Here is a 21,201-nt window from a genome sequence, read left to right as displayed (position 1 = left end):
CCCCATTAACTCCCCATTTCTAGGATTTTATCAAATTCTTCTGCTTTTAATGGCATAACCGATAAACGACCCTGACGCACCAAAGAAACATTCTTTAAACTTTCTTCTTCTTTAACCTGCGCCAACGATACCGGCTTTTTTAAGCTTTCTACTGGTACAATATCTACCACTACCCAATTGGTATTATCGGTTGTTGGATCTTGGTATGCTTCTTTTACAACTTTGGCAATGCCGACCACATTTTTGCCTTCGTTGCTGTGGTAAAACAGTACAAGATCACCTTCTTTCATATCGCGCATGTTATTTCTTGCCTGATAATTTCGAACGCCATCCCAAAAGGTACGGCCATCTTTGTTAAATTGTTCCCAACTGTATTTATGCGGTTCTGATTTTACAAGCCAATGGTTCATGGGTTTAGGGTTTAGGGTTTAGGGTTTAGGGTTTAGGGTTTAGGGTCAATATTGTCGACAAAGAATTGTTTGCCGGAAATTTATAAAAATTAATCCACATCTGTAAGTAAATACTTAACAAGGAATCTAAATTTGATGTGATCCTCCAAGTATAATTATCACAATCATTTTCTAGATATTTGCAATGTTGGCAGATAGTTTACTTTAGTCAGCGAATTTGTTTTGGCTCTTTGTTCTGCTACTTGCTTGTTTATCTGAAACCTGAGCAAAAGCCGCTTTTACACTCAACGTTGTTATAAAACATATAGTAATTTAATGTAATTTCCCATAATTCATGAATGTAGGGTAATACTACGCATTAGCGACAGACTTTAGTATTCTAAAATATTCAATTCTTTAATGATGTATTTGTCTTCCCAAAAAGCAACACTTATTTTTCCGTATATATAGAAAAAAACTTGAATCAAAAAAGTTATCTAAAATTCTATTTCGCCAAGCGGATTTCGGTTGTAAGAATTTTAGCGTAGCAAAATTTTAAAAAAAACGGCGCCCTGTTTTTTCAACTTAGCACTTTCCCTAATATTTCGTCAAACCGCTTTAGGGATAGGAAAAACTTATGCTTTTTCAACCAAATAACAGGTTATTTTTTTGCTTTTTTGATAAGCCTTCTTGTATTTAATTCTTTACTACTAACAGCTAAGGCTTCGTTGGGCTCGCAGAGCCAACAATGAAGCCTTAGCTGTTGGGTGTACATATATCCAAAAGGAAATGCGGTTATAGCCTGACGAATCCTGCGGCGTATCAAAATGCAGTTGCAAAGACGAGGCACCAGCTTGCCCATTAATATTAAACATTTGGGAACCCCACTTTGTCTTATTACCCGGTAAGGCCAAGTACTCGGTATCTCGTATGGAAGTGCGGAATCGTAATGATTGCTTTCCATCCTTTGCACGGTCGCGGGTATAACTCATTTGGCCAATGCTGGTAACGATCCATTTGCCTTTGGCCTCCATGTCGTCAATCAGTTTAGCATCAAGAACGGTCTTTTTTTCCCATGTGGCCATTAGCGAATTTTGTTCTGCCACGGAAAGAGGAAAAGCTGCAAGCTGCTTCGTGCTTGTCTGCGCCTTGCAGAAAAAAGAGGATGCCAACAGCAGCAATATTAAATAGAAACTTCTCATCTTAACATTGCATGTGTACTGTTCAGATTAATGTTCAGATTGTCCGGGTATTTCTGGAATTCCCGGATCATCCAAAATCTGAACCGCAGTTGCGTCGCCAACAGTTTCCCAATCGTGCAACACCCAAACTACCTTTTTATCGTTTGTAACTTCAATCAATTGCGGACCTTTACCACCCTGGCCCCGCGAAGCAAAAATGGTGTTACCGTTTGCCAGCCTGGTACAGCTTTGCGGCGCGGAGGTAAACTGGTACTCGGCAGGAAAATCTTTTTTACAATCAAAGTTCCATACAGTTTCACCCTTTTTGTTAACTTCAAACGTGCGATTTTCGGTTTCGTCCGTAATTAGGGTATTACCATTTTTTAACCTTATGGCAGCCCATGGCTTTGTGCTTTTGTAACTCCAAATTTCTTTAAAATCTTTATCGTATTCAACAGTCTTGCCTTGGTTAAGCAACGCAATAAGGTAAGTACCTTGTGCAGTATAACGCGCTCTTCTAACCTGCGGATGAATATCTCCAACGGTTGCAGGTTGGTTAGAGGGAAGCACATGTTCTACTTCAACCTTTCCGGTTTTAATGTTTACAACGAATAATTTTGGTGGTAAGCCATTCACCACAAACATAACCTTATCTAAACCAATAGGTTGGCAGGCATGTACCTCTGTATGATCTGCACCTTTTGAGTTATTGCAATCGTAACGCCAAAGCACTTTCTTATCAGGAGAAATTAGAGCTATGTATTGCATCCGGGTAAACAAAATATTCCCGTTAGATAGCATCCAAATATCATCATATTCCGGACCCTTGCCTGTGTTATAGGTCCAAATTACCTTACCATCTTTTACAAGCGACATTCTATTGCAGTTTTCGCCAACATACAACATTGGATGTTGCGCCAACCCGTTTCCTGGTAAGTTTGACGGTGTCGCTTCAGTTGATGAAATTAGCGGTGCAAACTTCTCCTCTGGAGCCATTGCCGGTACATTTGCATCAGTAAAAAGATGGAGCACATCCATGCATGGAGTTGCTGAGGTAGTTGCTTTTTTAGACGTCCTCTTAGCTTTGGCTGAGTTTTGCGCAATAAGCGATTTTGAAGAGAACATTAAACATAAAGCCAAAAGAAAACTGATTTTGATAACTCTCATAATATTTAATTAAATCAATACTTAAAACTGTTTTTTGTCTATATCTGCCAATTTAGTATCCGGCAGCCTGTTGCTATTAAAGAGATTGAAATTCTTTACCTGGTTCAACATAAAAGTTGGCGCTCCATCAGCTCTTTGAGCACGCACATGCTGAAAATCTGCTCCGTCTACGTTATCCAAAATAAATGCAGGCCTAAGGTCTTCTTTCAGGTAGCTAACTTCCACATTGTTTAAGGTAATATTCTTAACATTGCGGATAAAAAAGGCATACGCAGGTGTAATTCCCCAACGGTTTGGATCTGGATAGCTGTCTATCAGCGCCGGTACTTCCCGTTCGGACTGAGCCTTAGTACCGCCGCCGTTAAAATAAAACTTAATATTACTTAAGGTAATGTCCTCAATATCGTGGCCAGGTATACCACTTATAATTGCGCCTTGTGTACCGGTAATTCCATACGCAATCACATTACTAATCATTACCCGGCGCAGTGTACTGTATCGAAAATCTTTAGGCCCGCGCATCCGTGCGCCAAGCCTAATAAAAATTGGTGCATTACCAACATCGCGCATAGTGATATTGCTGATATTAATATCTTCCAGTACGGCACCGTCAACTGTTTCGAGTGCCAAACCACGGCTGTTATCAAATACACAATTACTTATCGTGATATTTTTAAAGCCCCCGTTTGATTCGGTACCCAACTTAATACGACCGGTAGGCGAACCATTACTCCACTTTACATTGGTACCATCTAATAAGGTGCCTTCCTTGTACCCAGAAACCTGGCAGTTGGTTATGGTAATGTTTTCTACATCGCGCGGATAACCCAACGCGAAATCGCTCTTTATCACAATAGCATCATCAACCGGCGTATTAATGGTACAATTTGAAATACGTACGTTTTTGCTGGATATCAGGTCTATACCATCGCGGTTAGTATCCATCTTTATATTGTCAATTGTGGCATTGTCTATCCCTGTTAACAAAAAACCAAACCAGCCACCATGTGCCACGGTAAAATCCCTCAATATTACATTTCGACAAAGTTTAAGAGCAAGCGTTTTATTACCCAATCCACGCTTATTTTCGCCAGATGTACTTTCTTTCATGACTAAGCCTTTTCCCCATATACGCCCGGGACCAGTAATGGATATATCGTGCAAATTTTCGCCATAGATAAGACTGTTCCGAAAATAGCTGTGGCCATAATCCTGATACAGGTCGTTATCGGCCTTTTCGGGGTGATTATATTGTACCCCTTCGCTTGGAGTAGCGGCTACAATGGTGGCTCCTTGATCAATATATAAAGCGATGTTGCTTTTAAGGTGAATGGTTACCGATAAATAATCTCCCGCCGGGAAATAAACGGTACCACCACCTGCCGCTGCAGCTGTTTCAATGGCCTTATCAATTGCTTTGGTGTCTAAAGTTTTACCATCGCCCTTGGCTCCGTATTTCTTTACATCATAAACTGGAGCCTGAGCCCAGGTTTGGCATGTAAATATGCACAGAAGAAGGAACGCACTAAAAAGGTTACGGTATACTGCTATCATAGTTTATCTATTAACTTTGTTATTGAAATTATAAGGCAATTATGTATAAGTCCTTTTTTCATAAAATAACTAACCTTACCTCTTAGCTTAAATTACTTTTTTATCAACAGTTGGCAAATTAGTATTTGGCAATTTATAGCTGTTAAATAAATTAAATTCCTTTACTTGATTCAACCGAAACACAGGAGTATCTCCAGATTTTTTTGCACGAATCTGTTGAAAATCTGCACCGTCTACATTATCCAAAATAAAAGCCGGGCGCAGATCTTCATCCATAAAACTAACTTCTACATTATCCATTTTTAAGTTTTTAACATTCCTGATAAAAAATCCATAAGCAGGCGTTATTCCAAAAGAATCCGGTTCGGGATAGTCTTTAATTAAAGGCCGTACTTCACGGGCAGCTTGCTCTTTAGTGCCCCCGCCTTTATAATAAATACGGATATTATTTAATGTCAAATCTTCAATATCGTGGCCGGGTATGCCACTAATAATAGCGCCCTGATCGCCGGTAACGTCATAAGCTATAATATTGCTTATAATTACCCTACGCAATGTACTGTATGGAAAATCTTTGGGCGCGCGCATACGGGCACCCAGCCTAATAAATATAGGGGAGTTGTTAATATCACGCATGGTAATATTGCTAATGGTAATATCTTCTAATGCTGCGCCGTCAACGGTTTCAAGCGCCAGGCCTTTGCAATGGTCAAAAACACAGTTACTTATGGTGATGTTTTTATATCCGCCGTTTGACTCGGTTCCGAATTTAATACGGCCCTGGGGGTGTTTTCTGCCGTCCTTTAAAAAAGTGCCGTCTAAAAAAGTCCCCTCATTGTAGCCTGAAACCATGCAGTTGGTGATAGTTACATTCTCTAAAGCCCGGGGGTAGTTTAAAGAATAATCACATTTCAAACACAAGGCATCATCACCAGGGGCATTGATAGTGCAATTTGAGATATGAACATTTTTGCTCGAGATAAGATCAATTCCATCCCGACCAGTATCCATTTTAATATTATCTATGGTTGCATTATCAACCGCAGTAAGTAATAGGCAAAACCATCCCCCATGGAAAATGGTAAAATCTTTTAAGGTAACATTGCGACAAAGCTTAAGCGCTATTGATTTGTTTCCTAAACCGTCATTTTGTCCTGGTTTGCGTTCATCTTTTATCAAACCCTTTCCCCAAATCTTTCCTGGCCCAAGGATGGATATGTCGTGTAGGTTTTCGCCAACAATCAAACTGTTATTAAAATGGCTGTGCCCAAAATCCTGATAGATCTCATTTTCGCCCTTTTCAGGTAAATCATACTGAACATCTGGCGAGGTAGTAGCAGCTACAATAGTGGCTCCCTGATCGATGTATAAGGCGACATTGCTTTTAAGATGAATGGTCACTGATAAATAATCTCCGGCAGGAAAATAAACAGTACCACCACCTGCCGCATTAGCGGCATTAATGGCTTTGTCAATCGCTTTGGTGTCAATATTTTTGCCATCGCCTATCGCTCCGTATTTTTTAATATTATAAACGGGTGCCTGTGCTGATGAAAGAGTAATGGTTGAAAATAGAAGGATAAATGCGGAGGCTAGATTGCGGTATATGGATATCATAATTTTTAGTTTATATGTTAATGTATTAAACTTGCATTAATGTTCTGATTGTCCTGGAATTTCGGGTATGCCCAGATCATCTAATACTTGCAAAGCGGTTGCATCACCAACATTTTTCCAATCGTGAAGAACCCAAACCACTTTCTTTTCTTTGGTTACCTCGATGGGGGTTTTTTCCACTTTTGCCCTGGCAGTTTCTACTGCCAAATGTTGGAAAAATCACTTAAACATTAATTACTTTTAAAAGGAGTAATTAATTAACTAGGTAAAAAGAGGTTTTTTAATACTTTAGTGCCGCTATTTTTACATTTTTGATTCCAGTTCCTTCCGATTTTAGCAAGAGTTTTTCCACCTTCAAGTCAGGGCGAAAAGCAATCATCGTACGTTGACCTGCAATTTCTGTGTCAATCTGCGAACCGCCAAATTTATCTTCATATTTAACAATGATGCGCACGGTAAACGGTTTATCTGTATTTGCCAAGTTTTCAATAGCGTAATTACGTGCGCCGCTTGGAGAACCACCCTCCCGCAATGATTTCTCCCTACTCGAGAAATTTTGAAGCTGCCCTTTGCCATATTGCGCTCTTTTAGCATTTGGACTAATTTGTACTTCACAGGCATTTTTTTCACCATCTGCCCCTAAAAAAAGTGCCCCAAGTTTTCCGGTCAAATCTGTACCTGGTTCTACCTCAAACGTTAGCAGGAAAGAGGACGATTTGGTTGTAAAAGAGGTGGTCTCTTTAACTTCTTTCGCTAATAATTTCTCTTTTTGCGTTGCAGGAATTATTTCCTTCATCCATTTTGTTCCTATTCTGCCATCAGGAGATTGGATCATTTCATGGATAGTCAGTGCACCGCCCCAACCAGCCATGGGAATCCAGCCGGCCAACAAGAAACGGCCATCGCTTATTTCTGTTACCGCGGGCACGTTCATTCCATTGTAAAAGTCTAATCCTTTTTTAACCCCATCTACAAATTTGTCTTCTGATGCAGCGGCAGGTTTTGACCAAAAGCCGGTAAAACCGCCGATGACGTAATCATAACTTCCCCAGCGAAAGAAGAAGGTGCAATCACCTCCTGGAGGGAAATTCGGATTGATAGATCGCCAACCTCCATTGATGGATTTCGACCCCCAAGTTCCTTTAGCTCCATAGTTCGCTAACATGCGCAAGTTTCCTTCGGGATCTGTATAAACACTCGGGTTTTCACAGGGATGAAATAATATCTTGGTTTTTTTGAAATTACTGATGCCATCTTCGCTAATGGAATAAGTAGATCCTGCTGGATACCCCGGAATGGTGTCATAGCGGAAGGAACCAGTAACGCCGTGTTTATTGTAGTAATCCCACTGCAAGGGCAACATGGTTTGTTCTTTAGGATAAATCCGTGTCGTGTGTAAGCCATAACTAAGACAAAATTTATTTTCAAAGATAAAAGGTGTACCAGTTCCAATCGTTTCCCATTGTGCCTCTATGGGAGTTGCCGCTTCGTGCTCGGTCCACGTTTTGAAGTCTGTTGTTGAGATGTGTTCAAAGTAATGACCTCCCTTTCCAAATTTACTCCCATGCCCGCGGCGATCAAACAAATAAAATATATGATAGCGTCCGTGATAATAGAAAGTAGCAACATCGCCCACCCAAGCGTTATGTCCCTGAGGTGTCCAATACTGCATCTCATTTGAAATGCGGGGCTTCTTCAATGCCACTCTTTTTGGTTCAATTCCAGGAAAGAAGATTTCTGCTTTAGAAACTACCGAAGGATTTATTTCCCAGGTACTTTGCTTTCCCCATTTTGGATATCCTATTGGAAAATCGTTATCAAGAAGCTCGTTGTCAACATATAACGTCCATCTAACACCAGAGAAATGAAGTACAACTTCGTGTTCTCCTTGGGGCTTTTTTAACATTGCCAATGGAATACCTATTGGCATATCACGTGCGCCTTTAGGTTCTAAAGGCGGATAAAGCCGAAGAGCTGCTTCCAGTACTGGAACGGAACCATCCGGCATTGGATAAGCTGGATAGTTTTGACCTTTTCTATCCTTCGCATCATGTTGAGAGGTGGTAACAGTCAGCACCCCTGGAATGTTAAGAAGGTTAATAATCGAGTTTTCCGCTCTTAGATTGACCCGCATTTTGATTGTAAAACTGCTGCTGTCAAAAGGCACCGTAAAAGTTGCTTTGGTTTCTTTTGATGAAAGGGTACTCTGTGCTTTACCTCCCGAAAATTGCCAAGGAGTAGCGCGCAGCAAAAGTTGGACCCCCTGACGTTTTTGTGCACAAACAGTACCAAGAATGCTCCCAATGATTACCAGTGTAAGTAAGGAGGAACTGACTAGTCTATTTTTCATTGATGATTATTGTAGTATAAAAGTTAGTCATAAAAATTCTCCTTTTCGATAAGTTTATTTTAATACTGCAGCCCATCCTCCGTTCCGAACCATTTTGATCGTCGTTTTATCACCTGCTTTTACCTGAACGGATTTTTTTCTGTAATCCATCGCCTGCACGCCAGCATTTATGCCATCTTCAAAATAGGTCATGGTATAGGTCTTGCCTTTCTTGAGGAAATCAAAATTGATTGTTATATTTCTTTCCTTTTCTTTTCCATTGGTAATGCCACCTATAAACCATTTATCTCCTTTACGCTTGGCTACCACGGCCACTTCGCCCGCTGTCGCTACTAGTGCTTTTGTTTCGTCCCATGTAGTTGGTACGCTGGTGATGAATTCCGTGCAATCGGGGTTGCGATAATAAAGAGTCGGATTGTCTGCCAGCGCCTGGATGCCACTTTCAAAAACAACATATAGGGCAAGTTGATACGCCCTGGTGCCAACGCCTGCGGCGTTTGGACGTTCAGATCGGTATACTTCGGGCTGCATGTTTATCATTGCGCCCGGCGTAAAGTCCATCGGGCCAACGGCGTTACGCATAAATGGTAAAAAAACGCTGTTATCTGGTGTGCAGCCACCCATTTGTTCCAATCCTCTCACTCCTTCGTAAGAGATTAGGTTGGGATATTTATATTCTAGACCTGCAGGCTTAAAAGAACCATGGAAATCAACAAATATTTTATTTTTTGCCGCCTCTTTTACTACGTTCTCATAGTAATTCACCATCCACTGGTCGCTACGGTCCATAAAATCGATCTTCACTCCCTTTATTCCCCATTCATGGAAAGTCTTGAAAAGGTCCATGTTGTTGTGTACCGTTAACCAAGTTAGCCAAAGAATAATGTCTACATTCTTCGTTTTGCCATAACGGATCAGCTCTTTTACATCTACCTTGGGATTCGGTGTGTAAGGATCGGTGGTGCTTTTAGCCCATCCCTCGTCCATCACGATATATTTAATACCAAATTTCGAAGCAAAATCTATATAGTACTTATAGGTATCTAAGTTGTAACCGGATACGAAATTCACATCTGGCCCATACGGAGTAGCACCGTTCCACCATTCCCAGCTGGTCTGTCCCGGCTTAATCCAGCTTGGGTCCGCGATTGTACTTTTTGCTGCCAACTTCAAAGTCATGGTGTTTTCCATCAGCTGTCTATCATCTGAGGTAATTACAAAATACCGCCATGGAAAATTCCTTAATCCGGTAGTTTTTGCGATATAATCTGCCGACTTGAGGATCTTCTGGCTACGATCGCCATCGGGAACAAACTCTAGCGGTACTTTTGGGAACGCGCCCTCCAGTCCGTTATTTCCGTTGCCTTTTAGAAAAAGCCCAGGATAATCAGAAAGATCAGACTCACTTATTAATATTTTGTATTGTTTTTTGGTATCGATCAACATGGGCAGGTTTGCTATTTTATCAGACGGCTTCCAGTTATTTGATTCAATGTGTTGGTAAGCTTCTTCGTAAGACGATTTAAAACCATCATGCTGCTGCACATGCAGTAGGTAATCGTTCGGAAGATTAACAGCAAACTCTTCGTTCATAACCTCTATATTACCTTTTTTAGCGGTAATAAAACGATAGGCTACACCATCATCAAAAGCACGGAATTCAACCGAGAAATCTCCTTTGAAATTCAAGACCAAACCATTGTAGTTATTTTTTACCGTCGAGAATTTTAAAGAAACGTAGGGCTTTATCTCCTCTGATCCTTTGGTTTTCTTAGACGAGAGCAATTTTGGGTTCTTACCAAGTAATTCGTCCCTTAGCGTCAGCGAAAGCGAGTTTTTGGTGAGAAGCTCCTGCTTGTTGCCTGCCACAGAATAATAGATTTTATCGCTCAGGCTGATTGAGACTTTTATCTCTCCGTTGGGAGAAGCTAAATCTATTGGCTTAGACTGCGCATAAAGTTGGGCAGATAGTCCTGCCAGCAATATAAAACAAGCGGCAATTTTGTTAATCAAATTCATAAATTATTAGTTATTGTGTGTTTCTTAAATTATAATTCCATTTTATCTGCTTCCGGCAACTTGGTATTCGGAAGTTGCGGGCTATTGAACAGGTTAAAGTGGTTATTTGGTTTTACGGGCCGCAGCAACTTCGGCATTGGTTACGGCACTGGCTTTATTGCCAAAACTATTGCGAACATAAGTAAGCACGTCCGCAACTTGTTTGTTGGTTAAAAAGTCATGCGCCGGCATCACGTTGCTATAGCTTTCCCCATTAATATCAACGCCTTTCATGCCTTTGAGCAGCGTTTTAATCAGTCTAGTTTTGTCTCCGAGCACATAATCGGTTTTGGATAAAGGAGCATTTAAATTTTGTACACCGCCGCCATCAGCCATGTGGCAGGTCTGGCAATTTTTCGCATAAACAGTTGCTCCAGCCAAATAAGATGCTTTAATGGCAGTTGGTATTTTTGTGCTAACAGCTTTTGAAACGGACGGTTTAGCTACAGCTTCTTTTGTATGTAAACTAGAGCTTCCACCTTTATAGGAGATTTTATAAATGGCACCTTTCGAATCGTCGGTTACGTATAAGGAGCCATCTGGTCCTTGTGCAAGTCCACAAGGACGATGATCTGCCCTACCTGATGCAGTTTTCTCGGCGGATCCTGAGAATCCATCTGCGAAAACCTCCCATTTACCAAAGGGCTTGCCATTTTTAAATGGCTGAAAAACCACGTAGTAGCCTGCCTGCGGTTCGGGTGCCCGATTCCACGAGCCATGGAAGGCAACAAAAGCACCGTTTTTGTATTTTGCGGGGAATTGGTTTCCCGTGTAAAACAAGATGTCATTAGGCGCCATGTGTGCCGGAAAGGCAACAACTGGGTCGATGTATTCTGAACTGCCTTCTTTCTTTCCATCGCCACCATATTCTGGAGCTTGTATCTTTTTATTCTGCGAACGGTCATAATAAATAAAGGGCCAGCCCGCATTATCGCCTTTTTTTAGCGCATACATGCATTCGGCAGGTGTCTCGGCATTTTGTTTGGCGTTGAAAAGGTCCGGAAATAAGTTATCCAGCTGGTCACGGCCATGCTGCATTACATACAGTTGATTGGTCTGCTGATTCCAATCAACACCAACTACGTTGCGTAAGCCAGTTGCATACCGAATACCGTCAGCGTAAGTTTGATTTGGCTTATTTGGACTAAACTGCCAAACACCGCCTGCTGTTTTCAACAACGGACAACCAGGCTGCCCCAATGACCCTTTTTTCCTATCTTCTATTTGGCAGGAGTTAGATGGGCAACCAATGGGAATATACATATTTCCATTATTATCCATTACAATGGATTTGGTTTCATGCGTGCTCTTATCAACAAGACCAGTTACAATAGTTTCGGGTTCATCTGGATTCATGACGTTGTCATTGGCATCGACTTTATATCGAAATATTTCTGAATTGGAAGCCACATACAAATGGTCTTTATATAGCCTTACACCTGTGCCACCATAATTGCCAAATCCCGATTTTACCGTGGCTTTCCCATTAATTTCTCGCAATAGCAAGGTGCCTTGGTTGTTCACGGGCTTCGCCAACCTTACGTAAATATTTCCTTTTGGCGTAACAATGAGGTGGCGCGCCTTACCTATTCCTTCAATAAGTTTCACTGCCGAAAAGCCTTGCGGAATAATTAAGCCCGCATTTACTAATTCATCTTGTTTGCCACTGTATTTTAATGATGATAATGTTACCGTTGCAATTAATGCCAGTAAAAGTAAGCCGTTGATGTAAATTTTCTTCATGTTATTTTTTATATTGTCAGAGGTTCTTTACCCAAACATAAGTTCTACTTAGCAACTCATTATGCCCAAAATCTCAACGTTTAAGTAGTTACATCACTTTATATTCCCAAAATGCGCTTTCTCATAACCAGCATTATTTGGGTCTTTTAATAGCTGTATAATTGTTGCAGGGCCTAAATTTGCGGGCGCATCCCATGAGCTCAACGCCCAAACTATCTTTTTATCAGGCATAATTTCAATGGCCTGCACCGGGCGATTGGTTTCGTCGATTTTGCCGTCCCATTGATTAAACCAACTATTGACCAATATGTTGCCATTCGGCAGACGTTGGGCAACTTGTGGAGCTATTTTATAATCGGGCAATTCCTTTAAATCGAAGTCCCATACAGTCTTGCCATCACGGGCAACCTCGCGCACATAATGGTCGTTACTGGCGATTAAAATATTTCCGTTGTTAAGTTCAACTCCGCTCCATGCACCAGGCGCGTCTATCGAATTTAGTATTTTTCCATTAACATCGTATTCGTTTATTTTACCTAGATCCATGTGGGCAATAAGTAAAGTTCCTGCTTTCGTCAAACGGGCATGCCTTATTTGGCCATGTGTACCACTCTTAAAAGGCAATACAAATTCTTTTACTACCTTATTTGTTCTGATGTTCATCACAAATACTTTGGCTGGGTTTCCATTTTGAACAAACACTACATGGTCCTTTCCAATAAGCTGAGCAGTATGCGTCTCAAATCCTTCTGGCGCATCGTATTTCCAAAGCACTTTTTTATCGCGGTTAATAAGGGTTACACCGAACTGATGAGCGAATAGCACGTTTCCATTGTCCATTAAAATTGCATCGCTTATTTCGCCACGGCCTACAGTATCGATGTATGACCAGGTAATCTTGCCGTTCCGCACAATATACATATTGCGCGATTTAGCTTCGCCTGCATAAAAAAAGTCAAAATGCTTGAGTCCATTTCCTGGTAAAGTTGTTGGTGCAGCGGGTTTATCTGCAGCAGCTGTTTGCGCGGTTGATTGTTTGCTGAAACTAGTCATCAGCCCAAGAATTAATACTAGGGCCGAAAAACTTACTTTTTTAAAGGGCTTCATTTTTTTGGAGTTATGCTTGATGAGTTTGCCGTGAAAATTTTATTTTTACTATTAGGTTCTTTTACTATCAGTTTTTTAAATGTAGACTGATGCACATCATCTAGCACAATCGCAGTTCTAAAGTCGGCCTTAGCGGCGGTTATAGAAAGACCGCCAAATTGTACATTACGGGCATGGCGAATAAATACGCCCCATGCAGGTAACTGGCCGAACATATCGTATTCGGGATAGCCATCTGCCTTCTCGGGAATATCTTTTAGATTAGCAATAGAAATTTTTGCCGAAGCTTTATCTGCGCCCCCAGGAAATTTTACTACAATGTTTCTTAGCTTTACGTTATTGATAATCTGATTGGGCATACCGCCAATTACTATACCAGGCATTGCCTTAAGTGGATTTTTTTCGGTACGTATTTCCACATTAACATTTTGGATAGATACATTTTCGATTTTACCATTACGGTTACCTTTGCGTGCACCGGCGCGTAAAAATATGGCATTACCAATATTTGTACCCTGTAAGCCATCAATTTCAATATTTTCAATAGTTGCACCGTCTACCGCTTCTAAAGCAATTGCAGAGCGATTGGTATCAAACACTTTGTTGTTGAGGATGCGGATGTTTTTAAAACTTCCCAAGGAGGCCGTTCCAAACTTTATGCCACTGGCATCGGTGGTCATGCTGTTATTTTCAATTAAAATACTTTCGTTCGACTTATCTGGTTCCAACGATTTCAAACAGATGCCATCATCGCTACAGTCGAAATAGGAATTACTTACCTTAAAGTTTGTACAATCCACAATGTCGATACCGTCATTGTTCCAAAACGCGCGACTTTCTACACGGATACTATCAATTACAACGTTTTTGCACTGGTTGTAACATTCTGTCCAACACGACGAATTTTTTAATGTGATATTTTTAACGGTAACGCCATCGCAACCGAACAGATTAATAATCATTGGCCGTTTATCTTCATCAGGCCGACTAACGGAACGATCTTTTATTAAGCCTTTTTTTACGAGTTCGCCCACCGCAGCGGCGAGTGCTTTTCCCTGTCCATCAATTTCTCCGGGGCCGGTTATGCCAATATTTTTTTGGTTTAGTCCGAGTATCAGCGCAAGCGAAGTTTTAAAATTATGGTCGAAAGGAGTGTTCTGCCGGTCGTAATCAAATGGATTTGTAGACCCCATCAACACCGCTCCTTTTTCTAAATGAATGGTAACATCTGATTTAAAATGGATGCCGCCGGTTAAGTATTTGCCCTCTGAAAAAACCAGTCTTCCACCTCCATTTTCGCTGATGTAATCTATGCCGAATTGGATGGAGCGCGTATTTAAAACCGTACCGCCGGGTGCAATACCAAAAAATGCGGCAGTGTAATCTTTAGCCGAAACTGTAAAAATCTGAAAGATTAAGAATACTGCGGTTAGACAGCTGCTTTTACATTTTACGTTCATCCTTTATAGGGGATTGTTGGTTAGAAATTTTATAACAAGCCTTTCAACAAACTTACGATTCGCTTCTTGTATTCTACCGTTCTGAAGGCAGCAGCCAAAAAAATCAAAAAGCACTAAAAATCAAATCACTTATAATCAGATGTTTATCTGACATTAAAACCATAAAAATCTAAGAAATATCCACAAACTTTATTTGCATAATCTGCTGATCAAAGTCATCTCCCTGCAAAATTGCCTTTGATTTTATTCGATTTCTGTAGGTGTAGACGGTGCTTACGGCTGTCTCTAAAATATTGGCTATCGTTTGGGTATCGCTTATTCCCAGTCGCATCAATGCAAATATCCTAAGGCTGGTATTCAAGAGCTCGTTCTCTTTTGGAAATATCTGATCGTCGTGTTTTAAGAGAGAATTAAACGTGTCGATGAAATTTGGGAAGAGCTTAAGAAAAACATGATCAAATGTATAAAACAGATTCTCACGTTCTGCCTTAATATCTATTTCTCTCGCAATCTGAAGCAGGTCTTCATAATTTTTCTCTTTAATTTTTCGCTCTGTATTTCTCTTAATTTTTGCGAGTTTTAAGATGTAACCCGAAATTACATTAAAGAAATAGCCAATATATTCTTCTTTAATTCGAGCATCTTCCATCAGTTTTTTATTGATATGATCTAGCTGCTGATTTCTTTGATGAACGAGTTGCTCTCTAACTTTTACCCGTTTTAGCCGGGTATAAACTATAAACGAAATCAAAGCTAAACCACTGAGCACAAATGCCGCTATCACAATTAGAATGGTTAGCAGCTGATTTTTACTATTTTCAGAATCAATAAGTTTCTGAGCGGAAGCTTGAGTCAAAATGGCGGTTACCTCTCTTGCACGAGGTTTATTACCATAAAAAGTAGCCTGATCGAGTGCCTCGCGCAAAAGTAGTATCGCGTCGTTAACGTTCCCAGTACTAAACTGCTGTTTGCCTAACGTAAAAACGGCCAATGTTTGTTTGGTTGATGAACGGATATCATAAATAGCAGCTAGCGTGATCAACCTATTCTTTTCTTCTCCCGTAGTTAAATGACTTAGGTCGTTGGCCGCCATTGCTCGTTGATGACTTGTATACTTAGAATCGACCATTAACATTCTTAAAATACCAATCGCTTTCTTTGGCCTTCCATAAAGGGCTTCCCTTTCTGCTATCATTTTGTAATTTTCATACGATCCAGATAGCGTTAACGCAATAGCAGAATCGAGCACAGCCATTGACCTTACTCGGTTTGCAGGGGAAGAAAAAGTACTTCTGTTATAGGCAGCTAGGTCCCACAAAGCGCGCGACTTTAAGCTATAATACTTTAGTTTAACTTTCTCGCCTAGTATTGCCGTGTTAATTTGTCTTAAACAGTCAAATGTTTCTTTAAACATTCCGCCAGACAATTGGATACTGCCCAACTTAATTTTGCTTTCAAATTGTTTGCTTAGGTCATCGGTAAGTTTACTTATCTGCAACAGCTTTTGCACATAAACAAAAGCAGAATCAAATTTAAAATCTTTATACTCCTCAAATATCTGATTGCAGATTAGGTACTGTTTAGAAAAATCAGTTGCCGGTACGCGCGATAATTTAAATTTTAATGCATTTATGCGATTTTCCTTTGCCTGATCATAAGACTGTTTTTTTCTTATCTCAACTTTCAGTACTTTAAGAAGGCTGTCGGCAGGAGGTTGGCCTACTGAATTGTACGACACTCCAAGCACCAAGAAAAATGATAGTAAAACTTTAATAAACAAGTTGACCTTAGTTTGTGTCAACTGTTCATTTTCCTGGCCTGTAATCATCATATAACTAAAAACAACATCAGATTTTAACTTAGCCTCTTCGTTTAAAGGGCTCTTGGATACAAAAGCAGAACTGTCCGAATTTAAACCGCCCGTACGGAAAAAAATCAAGTAAACGCTGGTATGTGCATCTCTATCAATGATATAAACATTATCATTAGTAAAATAAAAAATAAGATTTACAAAGTGTGTCTAAAAGTAAACTTAATGCACCATTTTAAATATCATTTCCTTCAGCAAATCGCCTTGTTCGGTATTGCCGGTACTTTCCAAGCCTTTGCTTTTCAAATCATATTCCCTCAGGTAGCTAATAATTTCGAACACTTTTTGAGTGGGATAATTTTTTGCGGCCACTTCATAATCTCTAATAAAAAACGGCGGAACGCCCAGCTCTTGTGCGGCATTACCTTTATTTGGCAAATAATGATATTTTAAGATTTTAGAAAAGTAACTGTACAGATTTCCGAAAACCAGTGGCAGTGGATTAGATTTTGGATTGTCTGCAAAGTAATTAATGATTTGGTTACATTTAAAAACATTGCGAACTGCCAACGCCTTCTGCAACTCGAACACATTGTAATCTTTGCTAATGCCGATATTTCGTTGAACCAAATCAGAATTAATAATTTGCCCTTTAGACACATTGAGCATTAACTTTTCAATCTCCTTGGCCATTTTAGAAAGATCAGCACCTAAATATTCTGCCAACAGCGATGTAGCCTGTTGATCTATCGCATATCCTTTGGATTTTACAAAATCATCAATCCAGACCGCCAGCTTATAATCTTTAACGGCATCAGATTGAAAAACCAATCCGCTTTTAGAGATGGCTTTGTATATTTTCTTGCGCTTATCAAAATTACTGTATTTAAACGCCAGGACCAACACGGTACTAGGCAATGGTTTTTCAAAATAGTTTAGCGCAATTTCTGCATCTTTCCCTTCGTCTTTTGCCCATTTCATATCCTGTGCTTCTTTTACCAAGATTACCTGGTAATCGCTCATCATGGGATACCGCTTTGCTGCCCCAATTACGTTTGCCATATCGGTATCCTTTCCGTAAAAAATGGTTTGGTTAAAGCCTTTTTCGGCATCGCTAAGCAAATTATCCTCAATATAATCGCTAATTAAATCGATATAATAAGCCTCTTCGCCATGCAACAGATACACAGGCTTAATGGTGCGATTTTTAATGTCTTTAATAATGTCTCCAGCGGTCATTAAAGGTAAAATTACAATTTAGCTTTTAGGTTTTCAGAAATTACTAGAAATGTTTATACACAAATGATACCTTTGAAATTGCAAACATGTTCAAACCAACGCCTTTAAACCTTCCGCCCTATCCATTTAAAATTACCGAAAAGGATAATCAGGTTTTCATTTTCGATCAGTTGCGCAAAAAACACTTGGTACTTACGCCAGAAGAATGGGTGAGGCAGCATTTTATCCAACATTTAATCGCAAACCATAAATTCCCAAAAACGCTAATCAATATTGAGGGCGGGCTTGTGCTAAATCAACTACAAAAGCGTAGCGACATTTTAGTGTTTAATGCAAATGGCGAAAAACTGATGCTAATAGAATGCAAAGCTCCAAAGGTTAAAATTACCGAAACCGTTTTCGACCAAGCACTGCGCTACAATTCTATCCATCAAGCACCATGGATTGTACTTACCAACGGCTTAAAGCACGTCTATGCGAAACTAAACTTTACATCCGGCGAAGCCGAATTTGTGGAAGAGTTACCTCTTTATCTAAATTTGTAACTTCGTAGATTTAGAAGATATTTCCAATTAATTCTACCCTGTTTTTTTTTCTCATAGCTATAAAAAATACTGAAAGGGGAATGCGAAAGCTTAGGAAGTTGGATGTTTCAGACACACGCGACATGCATGCGCTATTTATGAAAAGACTAAAACCAAAAGCTTAGCAAGTGAGATGTTTCGCTGCACTCAACATGACGTCGCATATCTAAACAACTAAACACTAACCCCTAACCTTCTAACTCTCCAAGGCTTTCCTCTATAATTCTGATCTTCGCTTCTGCATCTGCCTGCTTATTTCGCTCGTTGGCGATGATTTCTGGCTTTGCATTTTGCACAAAACGCTCATTACCAAGCTTTGCGTTTACAGATTTTAGAAAGCCCTGCAAATAAACCAAATCGGTTTTCAAACGTATTTTTTCTGCTTCAACATCTATATTTTCCGTCAGCGGGATAAAAAACTCATCTTTGCCAGCCATAAAAGCAGTAGCGCCCACTAATTTATCGCTAACCACCTCTGCGGTAGAAACATTGGCGAGTTTAGAGATTATCGTTAACCAATTCGAATAATTTAAATGAGAGTTTACTTTAATGCTTAGAGACAATTCTTCTTTCGGTGAAATCTGCTTCTGGTTGCGCACATTTCTAATTTCTGCAACAACGGTTTTAATTACTTCGGCTTCTTTTAAAAGGGGTTCGTTTACATCCTCCACTTTCGGAAAATCGGCAACAATACAGCAATCCATTTCTCCACGCGCGGCAAACAAATCATCATGCCACAATTCCTCTGTAATAAAAGGCATGTTTGGATGCAATAGCTTAATTATTTTTTCGAAAAATCCAACCGTAGCGTCAAAACTTGCTTTATCTATAGGTTGCTGATAGGCGGGTTTAACCATCTCTAAATACCAAGCGCAGAAATCATCCCACACTAACTTATAAGTAATCAGCAACGCTTCTGATAAACGATATTGCTTAAAGTTGGCCTCAATTTCTATCAAAGCTTCATTAAAACGGCTCTCAAACCAAGCAATAGCTTGCTTATTTGGATTTTCTAACTTTTCATCAACTTCCCAACCTTTAACCAAGCGGAAAGCATTCCATATTTTATTTGCGAAGTTTCTACCCTGTTCGCAGTAACTTTCATCAAACATTAAATCGTTGCCTGCTGGCGACGACATCAACATGCCCACACGAACAGCATCAGCACCATATTTTCCAATCAATTCAATTGGATCTGGCGAGTTACCTAAAGATTTAGACATTTTGCGTCCCAACTTATCGCGAACAATTCCGGTTAAATAAACATTTGTAAATGGCTTTTTGCCCATAAACTCATGTCCGGCCATGATCATTCTCGCCACCCAGAAGAACAGAATTTCTGGCGCAGTTACTAAATCGTTTGTTGGATAATAATAGTTTATGTCTTTATTATCGGGGTTTTTAAAACCATCGAACACAGAAATTGGCCACAGCCAGGAAGAAAACCAAGTATCCATTACATCGTCATCTTGGCGAATATTATCAAGAGCTTTAGAAATTTGATTCTCAGTATAAAAAATCTCGTCGCTACCAGCATGTTCTATCGGTCTCCTATAATATTCTCTAAACTTTTCTAGCGCATCTTTCTTTGTTTTTGCAATTTCAATATGGTCCGGGCCATCGTACATCAAACTTCTTGGACCATACCAAGCCGGAATGCGTTGTCCCCACCAAAGTTGCCGCGATATGTTCCAATCGCGCACATTTTCCATCCAATGTTTATAGGTGTTTTCAAACTTATTTGGAATCAGATTTACCTCGCCATTTAACACATCGGCTAAAGCAGGCTGCGCTAATTCTTTCATTTTTACAAACCATTGGATAGAAAGTTTCGGCTCTATAGCAGCATCGGTACGCTCAGAAAAACCAACCTGCGATTTGTAGTCTTCTACTTTCTCCAAATGTCCAGCTTCCTCAAGCATTTTGGCTATTTTCTTTCTCGCCACAAAACGATCTTCGCCGACCAAAATGATTGCTGATTCGTTTAGAGTTCCATCATCATTTAAGATATCGATTACCGGTAGATGGTGCTTTACGCCCAGCTCATAATCATTCAAATCGTGCGCTGGCGTAACTTTTAAGCAGCCTGTGCCAAAATCAATATCAACGTATTCATCCTGAATTATGCGTATTTCGCGATTCACAAGTGGAACGTAAACCATCTTACCTTTCAAATGCTTAAAGCGTTCATCATTCGGATTGATACAAATTGCTGCATCTGCCATAATGGTCTCGGGGCGAGTAGTCGCGACAGTAAGGAAAGTTGGCGGTTTAGAGTTGAGAATATCGACCCGTTCCCGCTTTATCTCATATTTTATAAAATACAATTTTTGATTTACTTCTTTCCTTATTACCTCCTCGTCAGAAACGGTAGTCATCCCTTTTGGATCCCAATTTACCATTCGCTTGCCGCGATAAATTAGTTCTCTTTTATGCAAATGAATAAACGCATCAATTACCGCTTCAGAAAGATCTTTTTCCATGGTAAAACGTGTTCGATCCCAATCGCAGCTGGCACCAAGCTTTTTTAACTGTTCTAAAATAATGCCACCATATTTCTCTTTCCATTCCCAAGCATAACTTAAAAATTCCTCCCGGGATAAATCTTTTTTGTCGATTCCCTTTTCCTTAAGCATGGCCACAACCTTTGCTTCGGTAGCAATAGAGGCATGATCTGTGCCAGGAACCCAACACGCATTTTTGCCCTGCATACGTGCCTTTCTAATCAACACATCTTGTATGGTGTTGTTAAGCATGTGCCCCATGTGCAACACACCGGTAACATTTGGCGGCGGAATTACAATGGTATAAGGTTCGCGTTCATCAGGCTCTGAATGAAAAAACTTCTTGGATAACCAATAGCTATACCATTTATCTTCTGTTTCTGCGGGATTGTACTTGGTGGAAATGCTCATTTGAAATGTTATGAAAAGGCAAAAATA

Annotated in this window: 15 protein-coding genes; 1 reads left to right on the top strand and 14 read right to left on the bottom strand. The window is 40.0% G+C overall.

Features of this window, described 5'->3' with window-relative positions:
* Window positions 1–5: 5 nt before the first annotated feature.
* The 13 genes from ABIB40_RS04285 to holA all read right to left on the bottom strand — a co-directional run bounded on the left by ABIB40_RS04285 (window position 6) and on the right by holA (window position 17,675).
* Entirely contained in the window at window positions 6–410 is a 405-nt protein-coding gene (locus ABIB40_RS04285; protein WP_354356315.1) for an EVE domain-containing protein, read from the bottom strand.
* 689 nt (window positions 411–1,099) lie between these two features.
* On the bottom strand, window positions 1,100–1,591 hold the full coding sequence (locus ABIB40_RS04280) for a hypothetical protein (RefSeq protein ID WP_354356313.1): 492 nt from the start codon (window positions 1,589–1,591) through the stop codon (window positions 1,100–1,102).
* A 27-nt stretch (window positions 1,592–1,618) separates the two neighbouring features.
* Entirely contained in the window at window positions 1,619–2,737 is a 1,119-nt protein-coding gene (locus ABIB40_RS04275) for an outer membrane protein assembly factor BamB family protein (RefSeq protein WP_354356311.1), read from the bottom strand.
* A 21-nt stretch (window positions 2,738–2,758) separates the two neighbouring features.
* Window positions 2,759–4,291 carry a rhamnogalacturonidase gene (locus ABIB40_RS04270; RefSeq protein ID WP_354356309.1) on the bottom strand — a complete coding sequence of 511 codons (1,533 nt, stop codon included), beginning with the start codon at window positions 4,289–4,291 and terminating at the stop codon, window positions 2,759–2,761.
* A gap of 87 nt (window positions 4,292–4,378) precedes the next feature.
* Entirely contained in the window at window positions 4,379–5,908 is a 1,530-nt protein-coding gene (locus ABIB40_RS04265; RefSeq protein ID WP_354356307.1) for a rhamnogalacturonidase, read from the bottom strand.
* A 36-nt stretch (window positions 5,909–5,944) separates the two neighbouring features.
* On the bottom strand, window positions 5,945–6,088 hold the full coding sequence (locus ABIB40_RS04260) for a hypothetical protein (protein ID WP_354356305.1): 144 nt from the start codon (window positions 6,086–6,088) through the stop codon (window positions 5,945–5,947).
* Window positions 6,089–6,188: 100 nt separating this feature from the next.
* On the bottom strand, window positions 6,189–8,258 hold the full coding sequence (locus ABIB40_RS04255; protein WP_354356303.1) for a glycoside hydrolase family protein: 2,070 nt from the start codon (window positions 8,256–8,258) through the stop codon (window positions 6,189–6,191).
* A 54-nt stretch (window positions 8,259–8,312) separates the two neighbouring features.
* Window positions 8,313–10,277: a glycoside hydrolase family 97 protein gene (locus tag ABIB40_RS04250; protein ID WP_354356301.1), complete on the bottom strand. Its 1,965-nt coding sequence runs from the start codon at window positions 10,275–10,277 to the stop codon at window positions 8,313–8,315.
* Window positions 10,278–10,379: 102 nt separating this feature from the next.
* Window positions 10,380–12,059: a PQQ-dependent sugar dehydrogenase gene (locus ABIB40_RS04245; RefSeq protein ID WP_354356299.1), complete on the bottom strand. Its 1,680-nt coding sequence runs from the start codon at window positions 12,057–12,059 to the stop codon at window positions 10,380–10,382.
* A gap of 93 nt (window positions 12,060–12,152) precedes the next feature.
* The gene (locus ABIB40_RS04240; protein WP_354356297.1) at window positions 12,153–13,166 is read right to left on the bottom strand and encodes an aryl-sulfate sulfotransferase; all 1,014 of its coding nucleotides are present in this window, start codon (window positions 13,164–13,166) and stop codon (window positions 12,153–12,155) included.
* Window positions 13,163–14,626 (bottom strand): glycoside hydrolase family 28 protein, encoded by a 1,464-nt coding sequence (locus tag ABIB40_RS04235; RefSeq protein WP_354356295.1) that lies wholly within the window; start codon window positions 14,624–14,626, stop codon window positions 13,163–13,165. The genes ABIB40_RS04240 and ABIB40_RS04235 overlap by 4 nt, the downstream gene beginning before the upstream one ends.
* A 169-nt stretch (window positions 14,627–14,795) precedes the next feature.
* Window positions 14,796–16,565, bottom strand: coding sequence for a SusR family glycan utilization regulator (susR, locus tag ABIB40_RS04230; RefSeq protein WP_354356293.1), 1,770 nt, complete (start codon window positions 16,563–16,565; stop codon window positions 14,796–14,798).
* A 93-nt stretch (window positions 16,566–16,658) separates the two neighbouring features.
* The gene (gene holA / locus ABIB40_RS04225; RefSeq protein ID WP_354356291.1) at window positions 16,659–17,675 is read right to left on the bottom strand and encodes a DNA polymerase III subunit delta; all 1,017 of its coding nucleotides are present in this window, start codon (window positions 17,673–17,675) and stop codon (window positions 16,659–16,661) included.
* Window positions 17,676–17,761: 86 nt separating this feature from the next.
* Here holA and ABIB40_RS04220 point away from each other — a divergent pair, with 86 nt between their 5' ends.
* Window positions 17,762–18,220 carry a type I restriction enzyme HsdR N-terminal domain-containing protein gene (locus ABIB40_RS04220; RefSeq protein WP_354356289.1) on the top strand — a complete coding sequence of 153 codons (459 nt, stop codon included), beginning with the start codon at window positions 17,762–17,764 and terminating at the stop codon, window positions 18,218–18,220.
* A gap of 227 nt (window positions 18,221–18,447) precedes the next feature.
* Here the strand turns inward: ABIB40_RS04220 and ABIB40_RS04215 are convergent, their stop codons facing one another.
* Window positions 18,448–21,174 carry a valine--tRNA ligase gene (locus tag ABIB40_RS04215; RefSeq protein ID WP_354356287.1) on the bottom strand — a complete coding sequence of 909 codons (2,727 nt, stop codon included), beginning with the start codon at window positions 21,172–21,174 and terminating at the stop codon, window positions 18,448–18,450.
* Window positions 21,175–21,201 lie beyond the last annotated feature (27 nt).

Source organism: Pedobacter sp. UYP30, from assembly GCF_040547165.1.
Classification (GTDB): domain Bacteria; phylum Bacteroidota; class Bacteroidia; order Sphingobacteriales; family Sphingobacteriaceae; genus Pedobacter.
The sequence above is the reverse complement of the archived record's forward strand: the minus strand, read 5'-3'. Positions and strand labels throughout refer to the sequence as shown.